This window comes from Mycobacterium sp. 1245801.1, assembly GCF_001673055.1.
Classification (GTDB): domain Bacteria; phylum Actinomycetota; class Actinomycetes; order Mycobacteriales; family Mycobacteriaceae; genus Mycobacterium; species Mycobacterium europaeum_A.
The window spans coordinates 1-19037 of the sequence record NZ_LZKY01000023.1; the positions used below are offsets into that span (position 1 = coordinate 1).

The 19037-nt window shown below is 68.1% G+C and carries 18 protein-coding genes and 3 pseudogenes; 19 read left to right on the forward strand and 2 right to left on the reverse strand.

The window, feature by feature from the left end:
- A pseudogene (locus A5622_RS01110) lies at positions 1-188 on the reverse strand (mycothione reductase); the annotation flags it as partial.
- Between A5622_RS01110 and A5622_RS01115 the strand changes: the two are divergent.
- A pseudogene (locus tag A5622_RS01115) lies at positions 181-1227 on the forward strand (mycothione reductase); the annotation flags it as partial. The pseudogenes A5622_RS01110 and A5622_RS01115 sit on opposite strands and share 8 nt — an antisense overlap.
- 2 nt (positions 1228-1229) lie before the next feature.
- Here the strand turns inward: A5622_RS01115 and A5622_RS01120 are convergent.
- Positions 1230-1721, reverse strand: coding sequence for a Fur family transcriptional regulator (locus A5622_RS01120; RefSeq protein WP_066876122.1), 492 nt, complete (start codon positions 1719-1721; stop codon positions 1230-1232).
- 157 nt (positions 1722-1878) lie between these two features.
- On the opposite strand from A5622_RS01120, the gene A5622_RS01125 reads away from it, so the two are divergent.
- From A5622_RS01125 to A5622_RS01210, 18 genes and pseudogenes are all read left to right on the forward strand, one after another.
- Positions 1879-2991, forward strand: a complete 1113-nt coding sequence (locus A5622_RS01125; protein ID WP_066876125.1) for a HoxN/HupN/NixA family nickel/cobalt transporter — start codon at positions 1879-1881, stop codon at positions 2989-2991.
- 99 nt (positions 2992-3090) lie between these two features.
- A complete protein-coding gene (locus tag A5622_RS01130) occupies positions 3091-3426 on the forward strand; it encodes a hydrogenase maturation nickel metallochaperone HypA (protein ID WP_066870348.1) in 336 nt (111 codons plus the stop codon).
- 28 nt (positions 3427-3454) lie between these two features.
- Positions 3455-4228: a hydrogenase nickel incorporation protein HypB gene (gene hypB / locus A5622_RS01135; protein ID WP_066870345.1), complete on the forward strand. Its 774-nt coding sequence runs from the start codon at positions 3455-3457 to the stop codon at positions 4226-4228.
- A gap of 256 nt (positions 4229-4484) precedes the next feature.
- Entirely contained in the window at positions 4485-5540 is a 1056-nt protein-coding gene (locus A5622_RS01140) for a hydrogenase expression protein HypE (RefSeq protein ID WP_066870342.1), read from the forward strand.
- 102 nt (positions 5541-5642) lie between these two features.
- Entirely contained in the window at positions 5643-7442 is a 1800-nt protein-coding gene (locus A5622_RS01145) for a nickel-dependent hydrogenase large subunit (protein ID WP_066876127.1), read from the forward strand.
- Positions 7443-7492: 50 nt separating this feature from the next.
- Positions 7493-8425 carry a NifU family protein gene (locus tag A5622_RS01150; protein WP_066876129.1) on the forward strand — a complete coding sequence of 311 codons (933 nt, stop codon included), beginning with the start codon at positions 7493-7495 and terminating at the stop codon, positions 8423-8425.
- Between the two features lie 46 nt (positions 8426-8471).
- Complete coding sequence (locus A5622_RS01155) at positions 8472-9116, forward strand: DUF5947 family protein (RefSeq protein WP_066876131.1); 645 nt, start codon at positions 8472-8474, stop codon at positions 9114-9116.
- The gene (locus tag A5622_RS01160; protein ID WP_066876132.1) at positions 9113-9754 is read left to right on the forward strand and encodes a DUF6084 family protein; all 642 of its coding nucleotides are present in this window, start codon (positions 9113-9115) and stop codon (positions 9752-9754) included. Before A5622_RS01155 ends, A5622_RS01160 begins: the two co-directional genes overlap by 4 nt.
- Positions 9751-11113, forward strand: a pseudogene (locus A5622_RS01165) (hypothetical protein); the annotation flags it as partial. The gene A5622_RS01160 and the pseudogene A5622_RS01165, both read left to right, overlap by 4 nt.
- Before the next feature lie 127 nt (positions 11114-11240).
- Positions 11241-11732, forward strand: coding sequence for a hydrogenase maturation protease (locus tag A5622_RS01170; RefSeq protein WP_066870323.1), 492 nt, complete (start codon positions 11241-11243; stop codon positions 11730-11732).
- A gap of 3 nt (positions 11733-11735) precedes the next feature.
- Positions 11736-11999, forward strand: a complete 264-nt coding sequence (locus A5622_RS01175) for a HypC/HybG/HupF family hydrogenase formation chaperone (protein WP_066870320.1) — start codon at positions 11736-11738, stop codon at positions 11997-11999.
- Between the two features lies 1 nt (position 12000).
- Positions 12001-14370 (forward strand): carbamoyltransferase HypF, encoded by a 2370-nt coding sequence (hypF, locus tag A5622_RS01180; RefSeq protein WP_066876133.1) that lies wholly within the window; start codon positions 12001-12003, stop codon positions 14368-14370.
- Positions 14367-15086 (forward strand): HypC/HybG/HupF family hydrogenase formation chaperone, encoded by a 720-nt coding sequence (locus tag A5622_RS01185; protein ID WP_066870314.1) that lies wholly within the window; start codon positions 14367-14369, stop codon positions 15084-15086. The genes hypF and A5622_RS01185 overlap by 4 nt, the downstream gene beginning before the upstream one ends.
- On the forward strand, positions 15083-15757 hold the full coding sequence (locus A5622_RS01190; RefSeq protein ID WP_066876134.1) for an SIS domain-containing protein: 675 nt from the start codon (positions 15083-15085) through the stop codon (positions 15755-15757). The genes A5622_RS01185 and A5622_RS01190 overlap by 4 nt, the downstream gene beginning before the upstream one ends.
- On the forward strand, positions 15757-16869 hold the full coding sequence (gene hypE, locus A5622_RS01195; protein WP_082972112.1) for a hydrogenase expression/formation protein HypE: 1113 nt from the start codon (positions 15757-15759) through the stop codon (positions 16867-16869). The genes A5622_RS01190 and hypE overlap by 1 nt, the downstream gene beginning before the upstream one ends.
- Positions 16870-16880: 11 nt before the next feature.
- Positions 16881-17153: a HypC/HybG/HupF family hydrogenase formation chaperone gene (locus A5622_RS01200; RefSeq protein ID WP_066870309.1), complete on the forward strand. Its 273-nt coding sequence runs from the start codon at positions 16881-16883 to the stop codon at positions 17151-17153.
- Positions 17154-17165: 12 nt separating this feature from the next.
- On the forward strand, positions 17166-18296 hold the full coding sequence (gene hypD / locus A5622_RS01205) for a hydrogenase formation protein HypD (RefSeq protein WP_066870306.1): 1131 nt from the start codon (positions 17166-17168) through the stop codon (positions 18294-18296).
- Positions 18293-19027, forward strand: a complete 735-nt coding sequence (locus tag A5622_RS01210; protein ID WP_255361664.1) for a DUF6390 family protein — start codon at positions 18293-18295, stop codon at positions 19025-19027. The genes hypD and A5622_RS01210 overlap by 4 nt, the downstream gene beginning before the upstream one ends.
- Positions 19028-19037 lie beyond the last annotated feature (10 nt).

The following is a 19037-nucleotide window of genomic DNA, read 5'->3' on the forward strand; positions in this document are numbered from 1 at the left end:
GCCGCGAATTCGTCGCCCGCATCGGTGCGCAACAGGTAGCGGCCGTCGGCCTGCACGCCACCGAATCGGGTGCGCTGCTTGTAGACATCGATGTTGGGTGCGGCGTTCCGGTAATCCTCACCGCTGACCCCGATCGGGTCGATGCGCCCGAAGACGCGCGAGACGATGTCGTCCCAGCGCACCCGATTCGGTGGCGTGCAGGCCGACGGCCGCTACCTGTTGCGCACCGATGCGGGCGACGAATTCGCGGCCGACCAGGTGGTGATCGCCGCCGGGGCACGAGCGGTGGTGCCCCCGGCGATCCTCGAGTGCGGCGCCCGGTACTACACCAGCGACACGATCATGCGAATCTCGGAGCTGCCCGAGCATCTGGTGATCGTCGGGGGCGGCTTCGTGGCAGCCGAATTCGCCCACATCTTCTCCTCGCTGGGCTCGCGGGTCACCCTGGTGATCCGGGGCTCTGCCCTGCTGCGGCATTGCGACGACATCGTGTGCAAGCGCTTCACCCGCATCGCGTCGAGCAAATGGGAGCTGCACACCCACCGCAACGTCGTGGGCGCCGAGAACCAGGGCTCGGACGTCGCGGTGGAACTCGACAACGGGCACACGGTGCACGCCGACGCGCTGCTGGTGGCGACCGGGCGGGTCTCCAACGCCGATCGACTCGACCTCGAGCAGGCCGGTGTCGCCGTCGAGGACGGCCTGGTGGCCGTCGACTGTTACCAGCGCACCACGGCGCGTGGCGTCTTCGCCCTCGGCGACGTCTCCTCGCCGTATCAGCTCAAGCATGTCGCCAACCACGAGGCGCGCGTCGTGCAGCACAACCTGCTCTGCGACTGGGACGACACCGACGCGATGGCACTCACCGACCACCGCTACGTGCCGTCGGCGGTGTTCACCGATCCGCAGATCGCCTACGTCGGGCTGACCGAAAACGAAGCCATCGCACAGGGTTTCAAGATCTCGACCAAGATTCAGGACTACGCCGACGTCGCCTACGGCTGGGCGTCGGAGGACACCACCGGGATCGTCAAGCTCATCGCCGAGCGCGGCACCGGGCGGCTGCTGGGCGCGCACATCATGGGAACCCAGGCATCGTCGATCATCCAGCCGTTGGTCCAGGCCATGAGCTTCGGACTCACCGCGCCGGAGATGGCCCGCGGCCAGTACTGGATCCATCCGGCGCTGCCCGAGGTGGTGGAGAACGCCCTACTGGGCCTGCGCTGACCTCAGCGCCGGCGCGAGCGCGCGTCGCCCTCGGCGTCCTGGCACTGCGGGCACAGGCCGTGCAACGTCAGCCCCGCCGCCTCCGAGAGCGCGAAGGAACTGCCCGCCATCGCGTGCTCGAGCGCCGAACTCAGCTGCCGGGCGGGCACCTCGATGATGGTGCCGCAGTTCGTACATACCGCGTGATGGTGCGGCGCGGTGGCCAGCCCGTAGGTCGTCACGCCGCCCTCGAGCGTCAGCGCGTGCAACACCCCCTGATCGACCAGCGTCGTCACCGTGCGGTAGACGGTCGCCACGTCGGGCGCATGGGTGCCGGGCGGCAGGCATTCGCGCAGCCGCTTGTCGATCTCGGCGACCGGCAGGTGACCGTTGACGGGCTCGAGCACCGCCAGCACCTGAATTCGCGAGGCCATCCGCCGCAGCCCCCGAGCGCGCAGCAGATCGCCGATCCGCTCGGTGACCGACGCATCCAGTACCGACGGGTTGGGCGTCACCGGTTCAGTGTCGTCCCCATGCGGCCGGATCGCCAGTCCCGGGCGCGATCGGCGGCACGCGAATTCCTGCGACTCACTTGCATCTGGCGAGCCGCGGTACTTACAGTCGTGCCGGTTGTCTCAGCCGATACCGCAAGGACGCGCCGGAAGGACCCCAGTGGCCAGCACCGAGATCGACCGGCGGCCGTCACGAACGAGCAGGCTTCGCGGCGCCCTGACGCGGGCGGAGCGGTGGCGGCTGGCGACGATGCTGGCGGTGATCGTCGCGCTACACCTGCTCGGCTGGCTCACCATGATTCTGCTCGTGGCACCGGCCCAATACAGCTTGGGCGGCAAGGCATTTGGTGTCGGCATCGGACTGACGGCCTACACCCTGGGCATGCGGCACGCGTTCGACGCCGACCATATCGCCGCTATCGACAACACCACCCGCAAGCTGATGAACGATGGGCAACGCCCGCTGGCGGTGGGCTTCTTCTTCTCCCTGGGTCACTCCACCGTGGTGTTCGGGCTGGCCTTGCTGTTGGCGTGCGGGGTGAAGGCGGTCGTCGGCCCGGTCGAGGACGACTCCTCGACGCTGCACCATTACACCGGGCTGATCGGCACCAGCGTCTCGGGCGTGTTCCTCTACGCCATCGCGCTGCTCAACCTCATCGTCCTGGTCGGCATCCTGCGGGTGTTCACCCGACTGCGGCGGGGCGAATACGATCCCGACACCGACGCGGCCGAACTGGAACGGCAACTGGGCAACCGTGGGCTGATCAACCGGTTGCTCGGCCGCTTCACCAAGTCGATCACCAAGTCCTGGCACTGCTATCCCGTCGGGCTGTTGTTCGGGCTCGGTTTCGACACCGCCACCGAGATCGCCCTCCTGGTGCTGGCCGGCACCAGCGCCGCGGCCGGGCTGCCCTGGTACGCCATCATGTGCCTGCCGGTGCTGTTCACCGCGGGCATGTGCCTGCTGGACACCATCGATGGCTCGTTCATGAATTTCGCCTACGGCTGGGCCTTTTCCAATCCGGTGCGCAAGATCTACTACAACATCACCATCACCGCGCTGTCGGTGGCCGTCGCGTGGGTGATAGGCAGCATCGAACTGCTCGTCCTGTTCGCCGACCAGTTCGGTTGGCGGGGCGCGTTCTGGAGCTGGATCGGCGGGCTGGACCTCAACGCGATCGGCTACATCGTCGTCGCCATGTTCGTCGCCACCTGGGCGGTGGCCCTTCTCGTCTGGCGCTACGGACGCATCGAAGAGAAGTGGACCTCCTGAGTCGACCAAGCGCCTGACCGCAAATCGCCGTTCGGGTGTAGAACAGTGCTCATGGGCTCGTTGGCCTGCGCCCGGCTCGCGGATCGCCGGTGATCGGCGATGCACGAGCTGTCGCTGTGTGAAGCGATCGCCGGTGTGGTCAGGGATCACGCCGCCGGCCGCCACGTCGACGTGGTGCGGGTGCGGGTCGGTGCGCTGCGCCAGGTGGTGCCCGAGTCGCTGTCCTTCTGCTGGACGCTCGTCCGCGACGCCGAGGACATGCCGGACGCCGAACTCGAACTCGAATGCGTCGGCGCCGAAGTCCGGTGCCGCGCCTGCGGCGGGCAGTCCGAGATCACCTCGCCCTGGTCGATCTGGTGTCCGCGGTGTGACAGTCCCGACGTCGAGGTGCTGCGCGGCGACGAATTCCTGGTGACCTCGCTGGACGTGTCATGAAAAAGATGTCTCGTGAAAGGCGTTGACGATGGGTAGATTTCATCGGCACGACGACGGGACCGTGCACACCCACTCCCACGATGACCTCCCGCACGACCACGACCGCGGCGACCACAGCCGCTATCAGACCGGCGGCCAGCGCGTCGAGGTGCTGGAGGCGATCTTCGCCGAGAACGACATGCGGGCCGACGCCAATCGGGCGGCGTTCGAGCGCAACGGGGTACGCACCCTCAACCTGATGAGCTCCCCGGGCTCCGGCAAGACCACCATCCTGCAGGCCACTCTCGACGAACTCGCCGGCGACCTGGCCATCGGGGTGATCGAGGGCGATATCGCCACCGACCTGGACGCGGCCAAGCTCAGGGGCCGCGGCGCCCAGGTGTCACTGCTCAACACCAGCAACGGATTTGGTGGCGAGTGCCACCTCGACGCGCCCATGGTCAACCGGGCACTGCGCGGCCTCGACCTGGCCGCGCTGGATTTGGTGGTCATCGAGAACGTCGGCAATCTGGTCTGCCCGGCGGAATTCGACGTCGGCGAACACGCCAAGGCCATGGTCTACTCGGTGACCGAGGGCGAGGACAAGCCGCTGAAGTATCCGGTGATGTTCCGGTCTGTCGACGTGGTGCTGCTGAACAAGATCGACCTGGTGCCCCACCTGGACGTGGACGTCGACAGCTACATCGCCCACGTCCGCAAAGTCAATGCGACAGCTTCGATTTTGCCGGTCAGTGCCCGCACCGGCGATGGTATGGCCGCGTGGTTCGGCTGGCTGCGGCGCTTCGCCACGGATGAGGACTGAACGGCGCCTCCGCCCGCGCACTCCTGCGAAACGTTCGCAGGAGCAGCGCCCCGTTTCGACGCAACCGTCGCGGCGGATCAGCTAAGCGCGACAAGGCTTTTCACCACTGTACAACATGTGCCTACTAATCAGTAATGTCGAACCGTTGACAACGCCCAATAGCGGGAGTAGACCCAAAAAATAGCGCTGCGCAAGTGGGCCGACGGTCGACTCCGGCGGCGCCAGGAGCCCCAGCCCGGCTCCGGAAAGCTGCAGCATGCCAACGGAAGCAGCAGTCAAGGCAGAACAAACATTGATCCATGTTCTATGGATAAACGCGGGCCTCAGTTGTGACGGCGATTCGGTGGCATTGACTGCTGCCACCCAGCCCAGCGTCGAGGAGATCGCCTTGGGAGCGTTGCCCGGACTCCCCCAGGTCGCGGTGCACTGGCCCCTGATCGACTTCGAATGCGGACCCAACGGAGGCGCGGACGACTTCCTGGAGTGGTTCTTCAAAGCCGATCGCGGCGAGCTGGAACCCTTTGTTCTCGTGGTCGAAGGCTCCATCCCGAACGAGAAGATCAAGGACGAGGGCTATTGGTGCGGCTTCGGCAACGACCCCGCCACCGGGCAGCCGATGACCACCAGTGAGTGGCTCGACCGGTTGGCGCCCAAGGCCACCGCCATCGTGGCGGTGGGGACCTGCGCCACCTACGGGGGCATCCACGCGATGGCCGGCAACCCGACGGGGGCGATGGGCGTGCCGGACTACCTGGGCTGGGACTGGAAGAGCAAGGCGGGCATCCCGATCGTGTGCGTGCCGGGCTGCCCGATCCACCCGGACAACCTGTCGGAGACGTTGACCTACCTGCTGTACATGGCGACCGGTCAGGCACCGATGATCCCGCTCGACGACGCGCTACGGCCACAGTGGCTGTTCGGCAAGACCGTGCACGAGGGCTGCGACCGGGCCGGCTACTACGAGCAGGGCGACTTCGCCACCGAGTACGGGTCGCCGAAATGCATTGTGAAGCTTGGCTGTTGGGGACCCGTGGTCAAATGCAATGTGCCCAAGCGCGGATGGATCAACGGCGTCGGGGGTTGCCCCAACGTCGGCGGAATCTGCATTGGCTGCACCATGCCGGGGTTCCCGGACAAGTTCATGCCGTTCATGGACGAGCCGCCGGGCGGCAAGATCTCGAGCACCGCGTCGGGCTTGTACGGAGCCGTGATTCGCAGTCTGAGGGGTATCACGGAACGCACCGTCGACAAGGAGCCGCGGTGGCGCCACAACGGCGACCAACTCACCACTGGAGCGCGCCGCACCTGGTAGGTCACCTACCGGGTCGGTGCGCTCCTTATCCACATTCGTAGCCGAAGAGCCGTCGCCGCATCAGCCGACGCGCAAGCAGCCACAGCGGGAAGAAGTAACGCGATGACAACCATCAGCCCTGACGCCACCCAAGCCAAGCGGGAACCTGGCCAACTGGTCGACATGGCCTGGGACCCCATCACCAGGATCGTGGGCAGCCTGGGCATCTACACCAAGATCGACTTCGAGAACAAGGAAGTCGTCGAGTGCCACAGCACCTCGTCGATCTTCCGCGGTTACTCGATCTTCATGAAGGGCAAGGATCCTCGCGACGCCCACTTCATCACCAGCCGCATCTGCGGCATCTGCGGTGACAACCACGCCACCTGTTCGTGCTACACGCAGAACATGGCCTACGGCGTCAAGCCACCGCATCTGGGCGAGTGGATCGTCAACCTCGGCGAGGCCGCGGAATACATGTTCGACCACAACATCTTCCAGGAAAACCTGGTCGGCGTGGACTTCTGCGAGAAGATGGTCTCCGAGACCAATCCGAGCATCCTGTCGCTGGCCGAGAAGACGCCCGCCCCGCACGCGGACGCCCACGGGTACCGGACGATCGCGGACATCATGCGCTCGCTCAATCCGTTCAGCGGTGAGTTCTACCGCGAGGCGCTGGTGGTCAGCCGCTGGACGCGAGAGATGTTCTGCCTGATGGAAGGCCGCCACGTGCACCCGTCGACGCTCTACCCCGGCGGGGTAGGCACCGTCGCGACCGTCCAGCTGATGACCGACTACATGACGCGCCTGATGCGGTACGTCGAGTTCATGAAGAAGGTCGTGCCCATGCACGACGATTTGTTCGACTTCTTCTACGAGGCTCTGCCCGGCTACGAGAAGGTCGGGCTGCGCCGGACCCTGCTGGGCTGCTGGGGCTCCTTCCAGGACCCCGAGGTGTGCAACTTCGAATACAAGGACATGGAGCGCTGGGGCAACGCCATGTTCGTCACCCCGGGCGTAGTGGTGGACGGCAAGTTGGTCACCCATTCGCTGGTGGACATCAACCTGGGCATCCGAATCCTTTTGGGCAGTTCGTATTACGACGACTGGACCGACCAGGAGATGTTCGTCAAGACCGATCCGCTGGGCAACTCGGTGGACCGACGCCACCCGTGGAACCAGCACACCAACCCGCACCCGCAGAAGCGCGACATGGAGGGCGGCAAGTACAGCTGGGTGATGTCACCGCGCTGGTTCGACGGCAAGGACCACCTGGCGCTGGACACCGGCGGCGGCCCGCTGGCCCGGCTGTGGTCGACGGCGCTGGCCGGCCTGGTCGACATCGGTTACGTCAAGGCGACCGGCAACAGCGTCAAGATCAACCTGCCCAAGACGGCACTGAAGGGGCCCGTCGAATTGGAGTGGCACATCCCCAAGTACGGCAGCAACACGATCGAACGTGACCGGGCGCGCACCTACTTCCAGGCCTACGCGGCGGCGTGCGCTTTGCACTTCGCCGAGAAGGCGCTCGAGGAGATCCGCGCCGGGCGCACCAAGACGTGGGAGCGCTTCGAGGTGCCCGACGAGGCCATCGGATGCGGGTTCACCGAGGCGGTGCGCGGCGTGCTCAGCCACCACATGGTGATCCGGGACGGCAAGATCGCCAACTACCACCCGTACCCGCCCACACCGTGGAATGCCAACCCCCGCGACAGTTTTGGCACCCCAGGCCCGTACGAGGACGCGGTGCAGGGGCAACCGATCTTCGAGGAGAACGGCCGGGACAGCTTCAAGGGGATCGACGTCATGCGCACGGTGCGCAGCTTCGATCCGTGCCTGCCATGTGGTGTGCACATGTACCTGGGCAAGGGCAAGACGCTCGACAGACTGCACACGCCCACCCAGTCACCCGCTGCGGAGTGACACATGGCGGAGCCGGGCGCAGCGGGTCGGCACCGTTAAAGGAGTGACGCATGGCGGATCGCCCGGCGAACCCCGAGACCGACACGCAGTGGCGCACAGCTGGCGATCGGATCCAGACACTGCTGGATTCCTGCGCCGCGGGCGGGGCCGCCGCGTATGACCATGCGCAACAACTGGTTCGCGAGGTAGTCGGGCTGTACGGCGCCGGGCTGGAGCGGATCATGCGGATGGCCGCCGAGCCCCGGCCGGACGGGGGGCTGGTCGAGCGGCTGGCCACCGACGACCTGGTGGCCAGCCTGCTCCTGGTGCACGGCCTGCATCCGCACGACGTGCACCGCAGGGTCGCCGATGCGCTGGATCGGGTGCGCCCCTACCTGGGTTCGCATGGCGGCGACGTCGACCTGCTCGAGGTCGTTCCAGGCGAACGCCCGGACGAATTCACCGTGCGGCTGGCGTTCACAGGCAGCTGCAAGAGCTGCCCGTCGTCGGCGGTCACCCTGGAGCTGGCCGTGCAGGACGCGGTTCGCGCGGCGGCGCCGGAGGTCTCCTCGATCGAGGCGGTCGCCGCCGCCGACACGACCGCTCCGGCGGGCGTCATCCCCGCCGAATCGCTACTGGCGCACGTGCATTCGAACGGACATGGACCTACCACCTGGCACGCGGCCCCCGAGCTTGCCGAGCTGCACCCCGGTGACGTCGCGGGATTCGTCATCGACGGCGTGACCATGTTGGCCTGCCGGGTGGGTGATCGGACATTCGCCTACCGGGATCACTGCCCGGTGTGCGCCGCCTCGATGGCGGGTTCCCAACTGCGCGAGCGGCTGCTGCGCTGCGCGGGCTGCGGGACGGATTTCGACGTCGTCCACGCCGGAACCGCGGCGGTCGATGGTTCGGCCGCTCATCTCGAACCGATTCCCCTGCTGACTCACGACGGCCTGCTGTCGGTGGCGTTGCGGGCCGACGCGATGGGCGCGCCGGCATGACCGCCGGCGACGATGCAGAACGAAGTGATGCTGAGGAGCGGCGCATATGACAGGTCCCTTCGACGTCCTGGCCCGCATCAGGAGCGACCGGCGCGCCCCCGAGCCCGCGGGCGAACGCTGCGAGATGTGCGCCGAGCCGATCGCCGACGAGCACCAGCACGTGGTCAATGTGGCCGGCCGCCAACTCATGTGCGTCTGCCGCGCCTGCTATCTGCTGTTCACCGACTCGGCGGCCGACCTGCGCTACCGCGCGGTGCCCGACCGGTACCTGTCTTTTCCCGATTTCGCGCTGGATCGCCTGGTGTGGAAGGCGCTGCAAATCCCGGTGGGGGTCGCCTTCTTCTTCACCAACTCCGCCCTGGGCCACACCGTCGCCTTCTACCCCGGACCGGCCGGAGCATGCGAATCCGAGCTGGACATGAAGGTCTGGGAAACCATCCGCGACGCCGACTCACGGGTGAGCTTGCTCGCCGACGACGTGGAGGCGCTGCTGGTCCGAGTCGCCGACAGCGCCCAGGATGGGGAATTGCCGCAACCGGAAACGTATTTGGTCCCGATCGACGCCTGCTACGAATTCGTCGGACGCCTGCGCATGTTATGGCGCGGCTTCGACGGCGGCCAGCAGGCCCGCGAATTCATCGACGGCTTCTTCGACCGGCTCGCCGCCCGCGCCGTGAAGACACTCCCATGAACGTCAGCTTCGACGTGCTGGACGTGACGGCCGAGCCGTACACCGTCAGCCCGATGTTGACCGCCCGCGTCGCCGTCACCGCGGCCGGCGACGACCCGGTGCACGCCATAGCCCTGCGTTGCCAGGTCCGCATCGAGCCGCTGCGTCGTTCCTACTCCGACGACGAAGCGGCCGGGCTGATGGACCTGTTCGGCGGCCGCGAACGCTGGGCCAGCACCCAGCGCACCTTCCTCTGGCAGCATTGCACCGCCATGGTGCCCGGCTTCACCGGCCACACCACCGCCACCCTGCCGCTGGATTGCACCTACGACTTCGAGGTGGCCGCCGCCAAATATCTGCACGCGCTGCGCGACGGGGCGGTGCCCCTGCAGTTCCTGTTCAGCGGAACGGTTTTCGTCAACTCCGAGCGCGGGTTCTCGGTGCAGCAGGTGTCGTGGGACTGCGAGGACAACTACGCGATGCCCGTCACGGTCTGGCGCGACCTGGTCGCACAGCACTATCCGAACAGCGGATGGATCCGGCTGAGCCACGAAACCATCACCGAGCTGGCCCGCTACAAGTCGGCCGGCGGGATGCTCGACTTCGACCACGCCGTCACCTCGCTGCTGGATGCCACCGATCGCGAGGTGACCCGATGACGTCGAGTTGGGATAGGGCCCGTACGGTCGCCGACGCGGTGCTCTACGAAGGCTATCTGCTCTACCCGTACCGGGGGACGTCGAGCAAGAACCAATCACGCTGGCAGTTCGGGGTTTTGGGGCCAAGCGGTGCGGTTGAGACCGGCCTGGGCGAGGACGATGCCCTTGCCGCACAGTTTTTGGTCGACGGCGCCCGGGCGCTGACGCTGGTGGTGCGGTTCCTGCAATTGCAGCACCGGCGGGCCGAAAGGGCCACCGATGGCGGCGATTTCGAACCCGTCGACGAGCTGAGCACCGCGACCGGATCGTGGCTCACCTGGGACGAGGCGGTGGAGTGCGAGGTCTCCTTCGGCCCCCTCGCGTTCGGCGATCAACCCTGGTCGCTCCCGGTGACGGCACTGGGGGCAACCGACCTCGAGATGTTGGACGGCGGCCGGCTGGTCCGCGAACGCCACGAGATTCGGGGCGTGTTGACCGTCACCAGCCAGCCCGACGGCGACCTGCAACGCGTGTCGGTACGGGTCACCAACACCGGCGCACCCGTGAGCGCACAGGACGATAAAGATTCAGTCATCGCACGATCCTTGATCGGAACGCACCTCATCGCCGAAGTGGTTGGCGGCCGGTTCGTCTCGTTGCTCGAGCCGCCGCAGAGCGCGACCGACGCGGCGTCCCGATGCGCGCAGCATCGCTGCTTCCCAGTGCTGGCCGGCCCCCCGGGCACCGACGACATGCTGCTGATCTCGCCGATCATCCTCTACGACCACCCCGAGGTCGCCGAACAGAGCGACACCGCCCTGTACGACTGCACCGAGATCGACGAAATCCTCACCCTGCGCGTCATGACCATGACCGACGACGAGAAGGCACAGGCCCGGGCCACCGACCCGCGGGCCGCACGGATCATCGACGAATGCGACGCCATGTCGCCCGAGGCCATGGCCCGGCTGCACGGCGTGCTGCGCGATCCGCACGGGCTCGAGGTCTCCGCCGGACTGGTGCCCGAAATTCCCGACGGCATGGACTGGTGGGACCCGATGGCCGACAACGCGGTTCGCCCCGAGATCGACGCGGTGCTGGTGAACGGGGTCCGGGTAGCGCGCGGCAGCAAGGTCCGGTTGCGACCGCGGCGCAACGCCGACGCCCAGGACATCTTCGTCGCCGGCAAGACCGCCCGCGTCACGTCGGTGCACGAGGACGTCGAGGGCAACAAGCACGTCGCCGTCGTCGTCGACGAGGACCCGGCCGCCGACCTGCACGACTGGTACGGCCGCTACCTGTACTTCTCCCCCGACGAAGTCGAGCCGCTGCAATCGCAGCACAGCACAAACCCCTGAAAGGAGTTCGTCATGGAAGTCCTCGGTTGGATCTTCATCGCCATGGTCGCGCTGGTGGTCGCAATCGCCCTGGCCCTCGGCGCGATATCCGTGCCCGATGCCCGCCGCTATCTGAAGTTGAGGCGGATGTAGCCGACGCGGGTGCCACCATGACTTCGCGCATCCTGGTAGCCGGGATCGGCAACATCTTCCTGGGCGACGACGGGTTCGGCTCCGAGGTGGTCCGCAACGCCGCACTGCCCCAAGACGATCCGACGGTTCAGGTCATCGACTACGGCATCCGTGGCATGCACCTGGCCTATGACCTGCTCGAGGAGTGGGACACGCTGGTTCTCGTCGACGCCGTGCCCAGCCGGGGCCATCCCGGCACGTTGCACGTCTTTCAGGCCGAGCACGACGGGCCGTCCGAGACGAGCGGCCTGGACGGTCACAGCATGGACCCGGCCGCCGTCTTCGCCAGCCTGCGGGCCCTGGGCGGCCACCCGCCCTACACCGTGGTCGTCGGGTGCGAGGCGGGCAGCGTCCAGGAGGGCATCGGCCTGACCGAGCCGGTCGCCCAGGCCGTCCCCCGGGCGGCGCGGGCGGTCGAAGAGATCGTCGCCGCGCTGCACCCGTCCTCGTCGACGGAAAAGGGGTGCTGAGCCATGTGTTTGGGCATACCCGGCCAGGTCATCGGAATGCTGGACGGTTTCGAGGGCCAGCTGGCACTGGTCGACGTCACCGGCGAACAGCGCAAGGTCAATGTCGGCATGTTGCCGGACGAGACGTTCGCGCCCGGTGACTGGGTGATCATCCACATGGGCTTCGTCGTCGAGAAGACCGATCAGGCCGGCGCCGAACAGGCCATGGCCGGGCTGGAGTTGATGGGCCGGGGCCGCGCGGGCCCCGCACTGAGCCCGGAGGCTTGAGATGACCGAAATTGCCGAAGCCACGATGCTGTTGCGGCCCGAAGAGACCCGGGTGCGGCGACGCGTCATGGTGACCGGCGTGGTTCAAGGGGTCGGCTTCCGCCCGTTCGTGCACCGGATCGCGACCGAACTGGGTCTGGCCGGGTTTGTCGGCAACGACTCGGGTGCGGTGTTTCTCGAGGTGCAGGGCCGGCCGGAGCGGGTGGCGGAGTTCGCGCGCCGGCTGCGGGCGCAGGCGCCGCCCCTGGCGCGGATCACCGGCGTCCACGTCGCCGACGTCGCGGTCGACCCCGCCTGCCTGCCCGAATTCCGCATCGCGCCAAGCCGATTGGCTCCCGGGGCGACCACGCCGATCCCACCCGACATCGCCGTGTGCGACGACTGCCTCGCCGAACTGTTCGACCCGCACGACCGGCGGTACCGGCACCCGTTCGTGACCTGTACCAACTGCGGGCCGCGGTTCACCATCATCGAGCGACTGCCGTACGACCGGCCGGCCACCACCATGTCGGCGTTCGCCATGTGTGCGCGCTGCGCCGCCGAATACCACGATCCGGCGGATCGCCGCTTCCACGCGCAACCGATCGCCTGCCCCGACTGCGGGCCGACGCTGTGGTTCACCTCGCCGGCCGGCCGGGTGACCGGCTCCGATGCGGCACTGAGCGCCACCCAGGCCGCGCTGGCCTCCGGCGCGGTGGTGGCCGTCAAGGGCATCGGCGGCTACCACCTGGCCTGCGCCGTCGACGACGCAACCGCGGTCGCCGCGCTGCGGGCACGGAAAGCGCGCGGCGCCAAGCCCTTTGCCATGCTCGTCCGCGATCTCGATGTGGCGCGCCGCTACGCCTACGTCGACGACGCCGAGGCCGCGGTGCTGGCCAGCCCGGCCCGCCCGATCGTCCTGCTGCGTCGGCGCCCTCGCGCCGCGGTGGCCGGGGGCGTCGCGCCCGGCAGCCCGCTGCTGGGCCTGATGCTGCCCTACTCCCCCATGCATCACCTGCTGCTGGCGGCGGTGCCGGACGGTCCCGGACCGGGGCCCGACGCGCTGGTGCTGACCAGCGCCAACCGCTCCGACGAGCCCATCTGCTTCACCGAGGAGGATGCGGCGCAACGCCTTCCCGGTCTGTGCGACGCGGTCCTCGACCACGACCGGCCCATCCATGTGCCGTGTGACGACTCGGTGGTGCGCGTCGTCCACGACGAGCAGGGCGCCCACGAGCTGCCCGTCCGCCGGTCCCGGGGCTATGCGCCGCTGCCGGTCGACCTACACATCGAGGGTCCCACCGTGCTGGCCGTGGGCGGCGAACTGAAGAACACCTGCTGCCTCACCGACGGCGGCCGGGCGTACCTGTCCGGCCACATCGGCGACATGGCCACCTGGGAGACGCTGCGCGCGTTCGAGCGCGCGGTGTCCCAGCTCAGCGAAATCCGCGGCCGGCCCGTCCGGTTGGCCGCCGACCTACACCCCGGCTATCACACCCGCAGCTGGGCCGAGCGCCACGCGGACGAGCGCCCGCTGGACCTGGTGCAGCACCACCACGCCCACGTCGTCTCGCTGCTGGCCGAACACGGTCGCCTCGGCGAACCCATCATCGGGGTCTCCTTCGACGGCACCGGTTACGGGTGTGACGAAACGATCTGGGGCGGTGAGATTTTGGCCCTCGGAACGCGAAGCCACCGTTTCGTGCGGGCCGGACACCTGCTGGCGGTGCCGCTGCCGGGCGGCGACGCCGCCGTGCGCAACCCGTGGCGGATGGCGCTGTCCCAGTTGTGGATGGCCGACATCGACTGGACCCCCGACCTGGCGCCGGTGGCCGCAGCGAGCGCCGACGAACTAGGGCTCATCCGTTCGCAATTGGAGACCGGGACGGGCTGCGTGCCGTGTTCGAGCATGGGCCGCCTGTTCGACGCGGTCGCCTCCCTGCTCGGCGTGCGACACCGCATCGACTACGAGGGGCAAGCCGCGATCGAACTCGAGGCGCTGGCCCAGTCGGTCGGCGTGGAGTCCGCGCGGCCGTCGCTGCCGCTGGCGGTGCGCCCCGACGGGGTGATCGATCCCGCCCCGATGGTGCAGACCATGGTCGCGGCGCTGTACGCCGGAACGCCAGCGGCGACGCTGGCGGCGGCGTTTCACCGGGCCGTCGCCGAGGCCGTCACCGAGGTGGTCACCCGGGTGGCGGGCCCCACCCGGCTGGTGGGCCTCACCGGCGGGGTTTTCCAGAACGTGCTGTTGTTACGGGCCTGTCGTACGAGGCTGCAGCACAACGGGTTTGAAGTTCTCACCCATCATGTCGTGCCGCCGAACGACGGCGGGCTGGCGCTGGGCCAGGCCGCGGTCTCGGTGCTGATCGCGCAGGAGGAGTCGACGCGATGATCACCACCGCCATCGATCGCGGCCTGAGTGCCGAACTGGCCGAAGACCTCGCCGCCACCGCCCTGACACTGGCCAAACGATTCGCCGCCGGCGCGACCATGTGGTCCATCGCGCCGTCGTGGGAACCGCACGCGCTGCACATCGCGGTGGAATTCGTGCATCCGGTGATCATGGGCAAGCGGGCCCTGCCGGCGGTCGCGCTGACCGGGCCCGATCTGGTGGATCTGGTCCGGGTCTCGGTGCGGCCCGGCGACATCGTGGTCGCGGTCTCGGGTGCGGACAACGCGCAGGTGCGCTCGGTGATGCGCCGCGCACCGGCCTGGGGCGCCACCACGATCTGGATCGGCAGCGGCGAGCGGCCAGCGGCCGCGATGGCCGATCATGTGCTCTGGCTGGACGATCCCGACCCGCGTGTCCCGGCCACCGGCGGCTTCGTGCTGTTCTACCACCTGCTGTGGGAGCTGACCCATGTGTGCTTCGAACACTCCGGGCTGCTCAAACCCAACCCCGACGACGACGTCTGTGTCACATGCAGCGACGAGGGCCGGCTCGGCGAAGTGGTCAGCGCTTCGATCGGCGGACAAGCACGGGTGCGCACCGCCCGGGGGGTCGAGGACGTGGTCACCACGCTCGTCGACCCGGTGAAGCCCGGCGAGTTGGTGCTGGTGCATGCCGGCATGGCGATCAGTCGCGTGGATGAGGAGGACGTTTCATGAGCCCGGCCGACGAACCCACCAATTTCCTGTACCCGTTCATCGACGCCGAAGAAGACGACCCGTCGGCGCTGCTCGCCGACCTGGCCGCCTCCGCCCACGCCAAAGCGTCGGAAAGCCTGGCGTTGCGGCGGTCCACGCTCGAGGCCAACGCCGAGCTGCTGGCGGCGGCCGCCGCCGAGCTCGCCCGCCGATTCGCCGCCGGCGCAAGGATGTTCACCTTCGGCAACGGCGGCAGCTGCACCGACTGCACCACGCTGGCGAGATTGTTCGCCCGGCCACCGCTGCGCAAGCCGCTGCCGGCGTGGTCGTTGACCGCCGACCAGGCGATCCTGACCGCGTTGGGCAACGACGTCGGGTTCGAGCTGGTGTTCGCCCGGCAACTGATCGCCCGCGCCAAGGACGGCGACATCGCGCTCGCGATGTCGACCAGCGGCGGTTCGCCCAACCTGCTGGCCGCCCTGGCCGAGGCGCACAAGCGCGGCCTGTACACCATCGGCTTCGCCGGCTACGACGGCGGCGCCTTCGTGGACAACCCGAACGTGGACGCCTGCTTCGTCGTTCGTTCGCAGAGCGTGCACCGAATTCAGGAGGCGCAGGCGTTGGTCGGCTACCAGTTGTGGCTGGACGTCCACGAAAACCTCGGCAGCGATCAGGGTTTGGGGGCGGCGTGATGAACAACCCGGCAAGTGACTACCTGTCGTCGGGGCCGCGGTTCGGCGAAGGTGACGTGATCGAGCGGATCGAGTCGTTCCGCCGGCGCCGCCCCCGGCTGCTCGACGATCACGTGACGCTGGCGCACGGCGCCGGCGGCAAGGCATCGGCGGCGCTGGTGGACGCCGTGTTCGTGGAGGCGTTCCGCAACCCGCTGCTCGAGTCGCTGGGCGACGGCGCCGTCCTGGCTTTACCCGGCGGCGAGCGGCTGGCGATGTCCACGGATTCGTTTGTGGTGCAGCCCCGCCGGTTTCCCGGGGGTTCCCTGGGTGCCCTCGCCATCCACGGCACCTGTAACGACCTGGCGGTGGCCGGCGCCGTGCCGTCCTGGATCTCGGCGGCGTTCGTGCTCGAAGAGGGTTTTGGAATCGCCGAATTGAAGGAGATCGTCGCCGACATGGCCGCGGCGGCCGCGGCCGCCGGCGTGCAGGTCGTCACCGGCGACACCAAAGTGGTGCCCCGAGGCGCGGCCGACGGACTGTTCATCACCACCGCCGGAACCGGTGTCATCCCCGCGGGCCGCACGCTGTCCGCGCAGTCGGTGCGCGCCGGCGACAAGGTGCTGTTGTCGGGGTCCATGGGCGACCACGGCATGGCGGTGATGCTGGCCCGAGGTGATCTGGCCATCGAGGCCGACATCGCCTCCGACACCGCGTCGGTGAGCCCGTTGGTGGAGCTGTTGATGGCGGCCGCCCCGTCCACCCGATGGATGCGTGATGCGACGCGCGGCGGCGTCGGCACGGTGTGCAACGAGCTGGCCCAGGCCTGCGGCCTCGGGGTGTTGCTCGACGAGGAGCGACTCCCGGTGGCGCCCATGGTCAATGGCGCCTGCGAGTTGCTCGGCATCGATCCGCTCTACGTCGCCAACGAGGGCAAGTTCGTCGCCGTCGTCGCGCCGCAGGAGGCCGCGGCCGGTCTGGACGCGTTGCGCTCGCATCCGTTGGGTGCCGATGCGGCCGAGGTCGGGGAAATCGTCACCCAACCCGCCGAAAGCGTGGTCCTGCGTACGGGATTCGGCGGCACCCGGATCGTCGACATGCTCGTCGGGGATCCGTTGCCGCGGATCTGCTAGGAGGTAATCAGATGTGTCTTGGAATTCCGGGCCGGATCGTCGAGATCACCGACCCCGCCAATTGTTTGGCGAAGGTGGACGTCAGTGGTGTGCAGCGGACCATCAGCGTCCGGCTGCTGGAAGACGACCTGCCCGCACCCGACGACTGGGTGCTGGTGCATGTGGGATTCGCGATGGCCAAGATCGACGAGACCGAGGCGTTGCTGACGCTGGCGGCCATCAAGAAACTCGGCGACGCCTACACGACCGAAATGCAGGCCTTCGATTCGTCGGCCATCGTGTAACGAGGAGCGGCAATGAAATTCGTTGACGAGTTCCGCGACCCGGCCGCGGCGCGCAAGCTGCTGGTGGCCATCGAGCACCTGGCCGGGACCGACGGTGCGGAGTTCAAGTTCATGGAGGTGTGCGGCGGTCACACGCACACCATCTACCGGCACGGCATCGAACACCTGCTGCCCGACAACGTCGAACTGGTGCACGGCCCGGGCTGCCCCGTCTGCGTGATCCCGATGGGACGCATCGACGACGCGATGTGGCTGGCCGGCCAGCCCGATGTGATCTTCACCTGCTTCGGCGACATGATGCGGGTGCCCGGCTCGCACGGCAGCCTGCTGGACGCCAAGGCCCGCGGGGCCGACGTCCGGTTCGTCTACTCCCCGCTGGACGCGTGCAAGATCGCGGTCGACAACCCCGACAAACAAGTGGTGTTCTTCGCCATCGGTTTCGAGACCACCGCGCCCTCGACCGCGGTGACGCTGGTGCGGGCCCGCGAGCTGGGCCTGCCCAACTTCAGCGTGTTCTGCAACCACGTCACGATCGTGCCGCCGATCAGGGCCATCCTCGAGTCGCCGGACCTGCGGCTGTCCGGCTTCATCGGACCCGGGCACGTGTCCACCGTGGTCGGCAACCGGCCCTACCGGTTCGTGCCCGAGGTGTACCGGAAGCCGTTGGTGGTGGCCGGTTTCGAACCCCTGGACATCCTCGCCTCGGTCGCGATGCTGCTGCGCCAGATCCGCGAGGGCCGCTGCGAGGTGGAGAACCAGTACAAGCGCGTGGTGCCCGAGCGTGGCAACCCCGCGGCCCTGGCGTTGCTGGGCAGGGTGTTCGCGCTGCGGCCCCACTTCGAATGGCGCGGGCTGGGCTTCATCTCGCAAAGCGCGCTGCGGCTGCACGACGACTTCGCCGAGTTCGACGCCGAGCTGCGGTTCGCGATGCCCGGCGTGCGGGTCGCCGACCCGAAGGCCTGCCAATGCGGTGAGGTGCTCAAGGGTGTGCTCAAGCCTTGGGAATGCAAGGTTTTCGGCACCGCCTGCACACCCGAGACCCCGATCGGAACGTGCATGGTCTCGCCCGAAGGGGCGTGCGCGGCCTATTACAACTTCGGCCGCATGCACCGCGACGCGGTCAAGCTGGTGGGGCGCACTTGACCGATTCCCGCGGTGCCGAGATGTTCGCGCGCTACGCCTACGCGCCCAACGCGCTGGGCTACTGCGGTCCGCCGTTGGGAGCCACCCTGCGGGGCGGGTCGGTCGCCGACGTGCGCAGGGCGGCGACGCAGTTCTCCGGGGCCTGGCCGTATCTGCGAGTGCTGTCGGAGCTGACCGGCATCGCCGACCCGTTGGATTACCGCCTGGTCGAATCCTATTGGCTCGGCGGTGGCGTCGCCGCCGACCTCGACCCGCAGCGATTCTTCGACGCGCTGCTCGAAATCATCGGCCCGCAGGCGGGCCACTACTGGTCGCACCTCACCGCGGATCTGGCGGGCGAGGCGGCCGGCAACCACTGCTTCCACGTGTTCGGGGTATATCCGTGGACGCGCTTCCTGGGCCGCGGTACCGACGCACAACCGCTGAGCGTGCTGGACAACTGCCGAATCACTTCCGGCACAGTGCTTTCCCGCGACGCGGACCGCGTTGAGGTGTTGTGCCGCAGCCTGACCTGGGACGGTCAGGCGCTGGCGCTGTCGACACCGTCGGCGCGCGCGCTCGACGTGTGGGTTGACGGCTACAGCGCGGTCCCCGACGTGGCCGCCGGCGATGTGGTGGCGATGCACTGGGGCCGGTTGTGTGGCCGCCTGTCGCCGGTGCAGCTGTGCGCGCTGACCGACAGCACGAACCGGCAGCTGCTGGTGACCGGCCATCGACTGGCGCACGTCTGACTTCGCCACC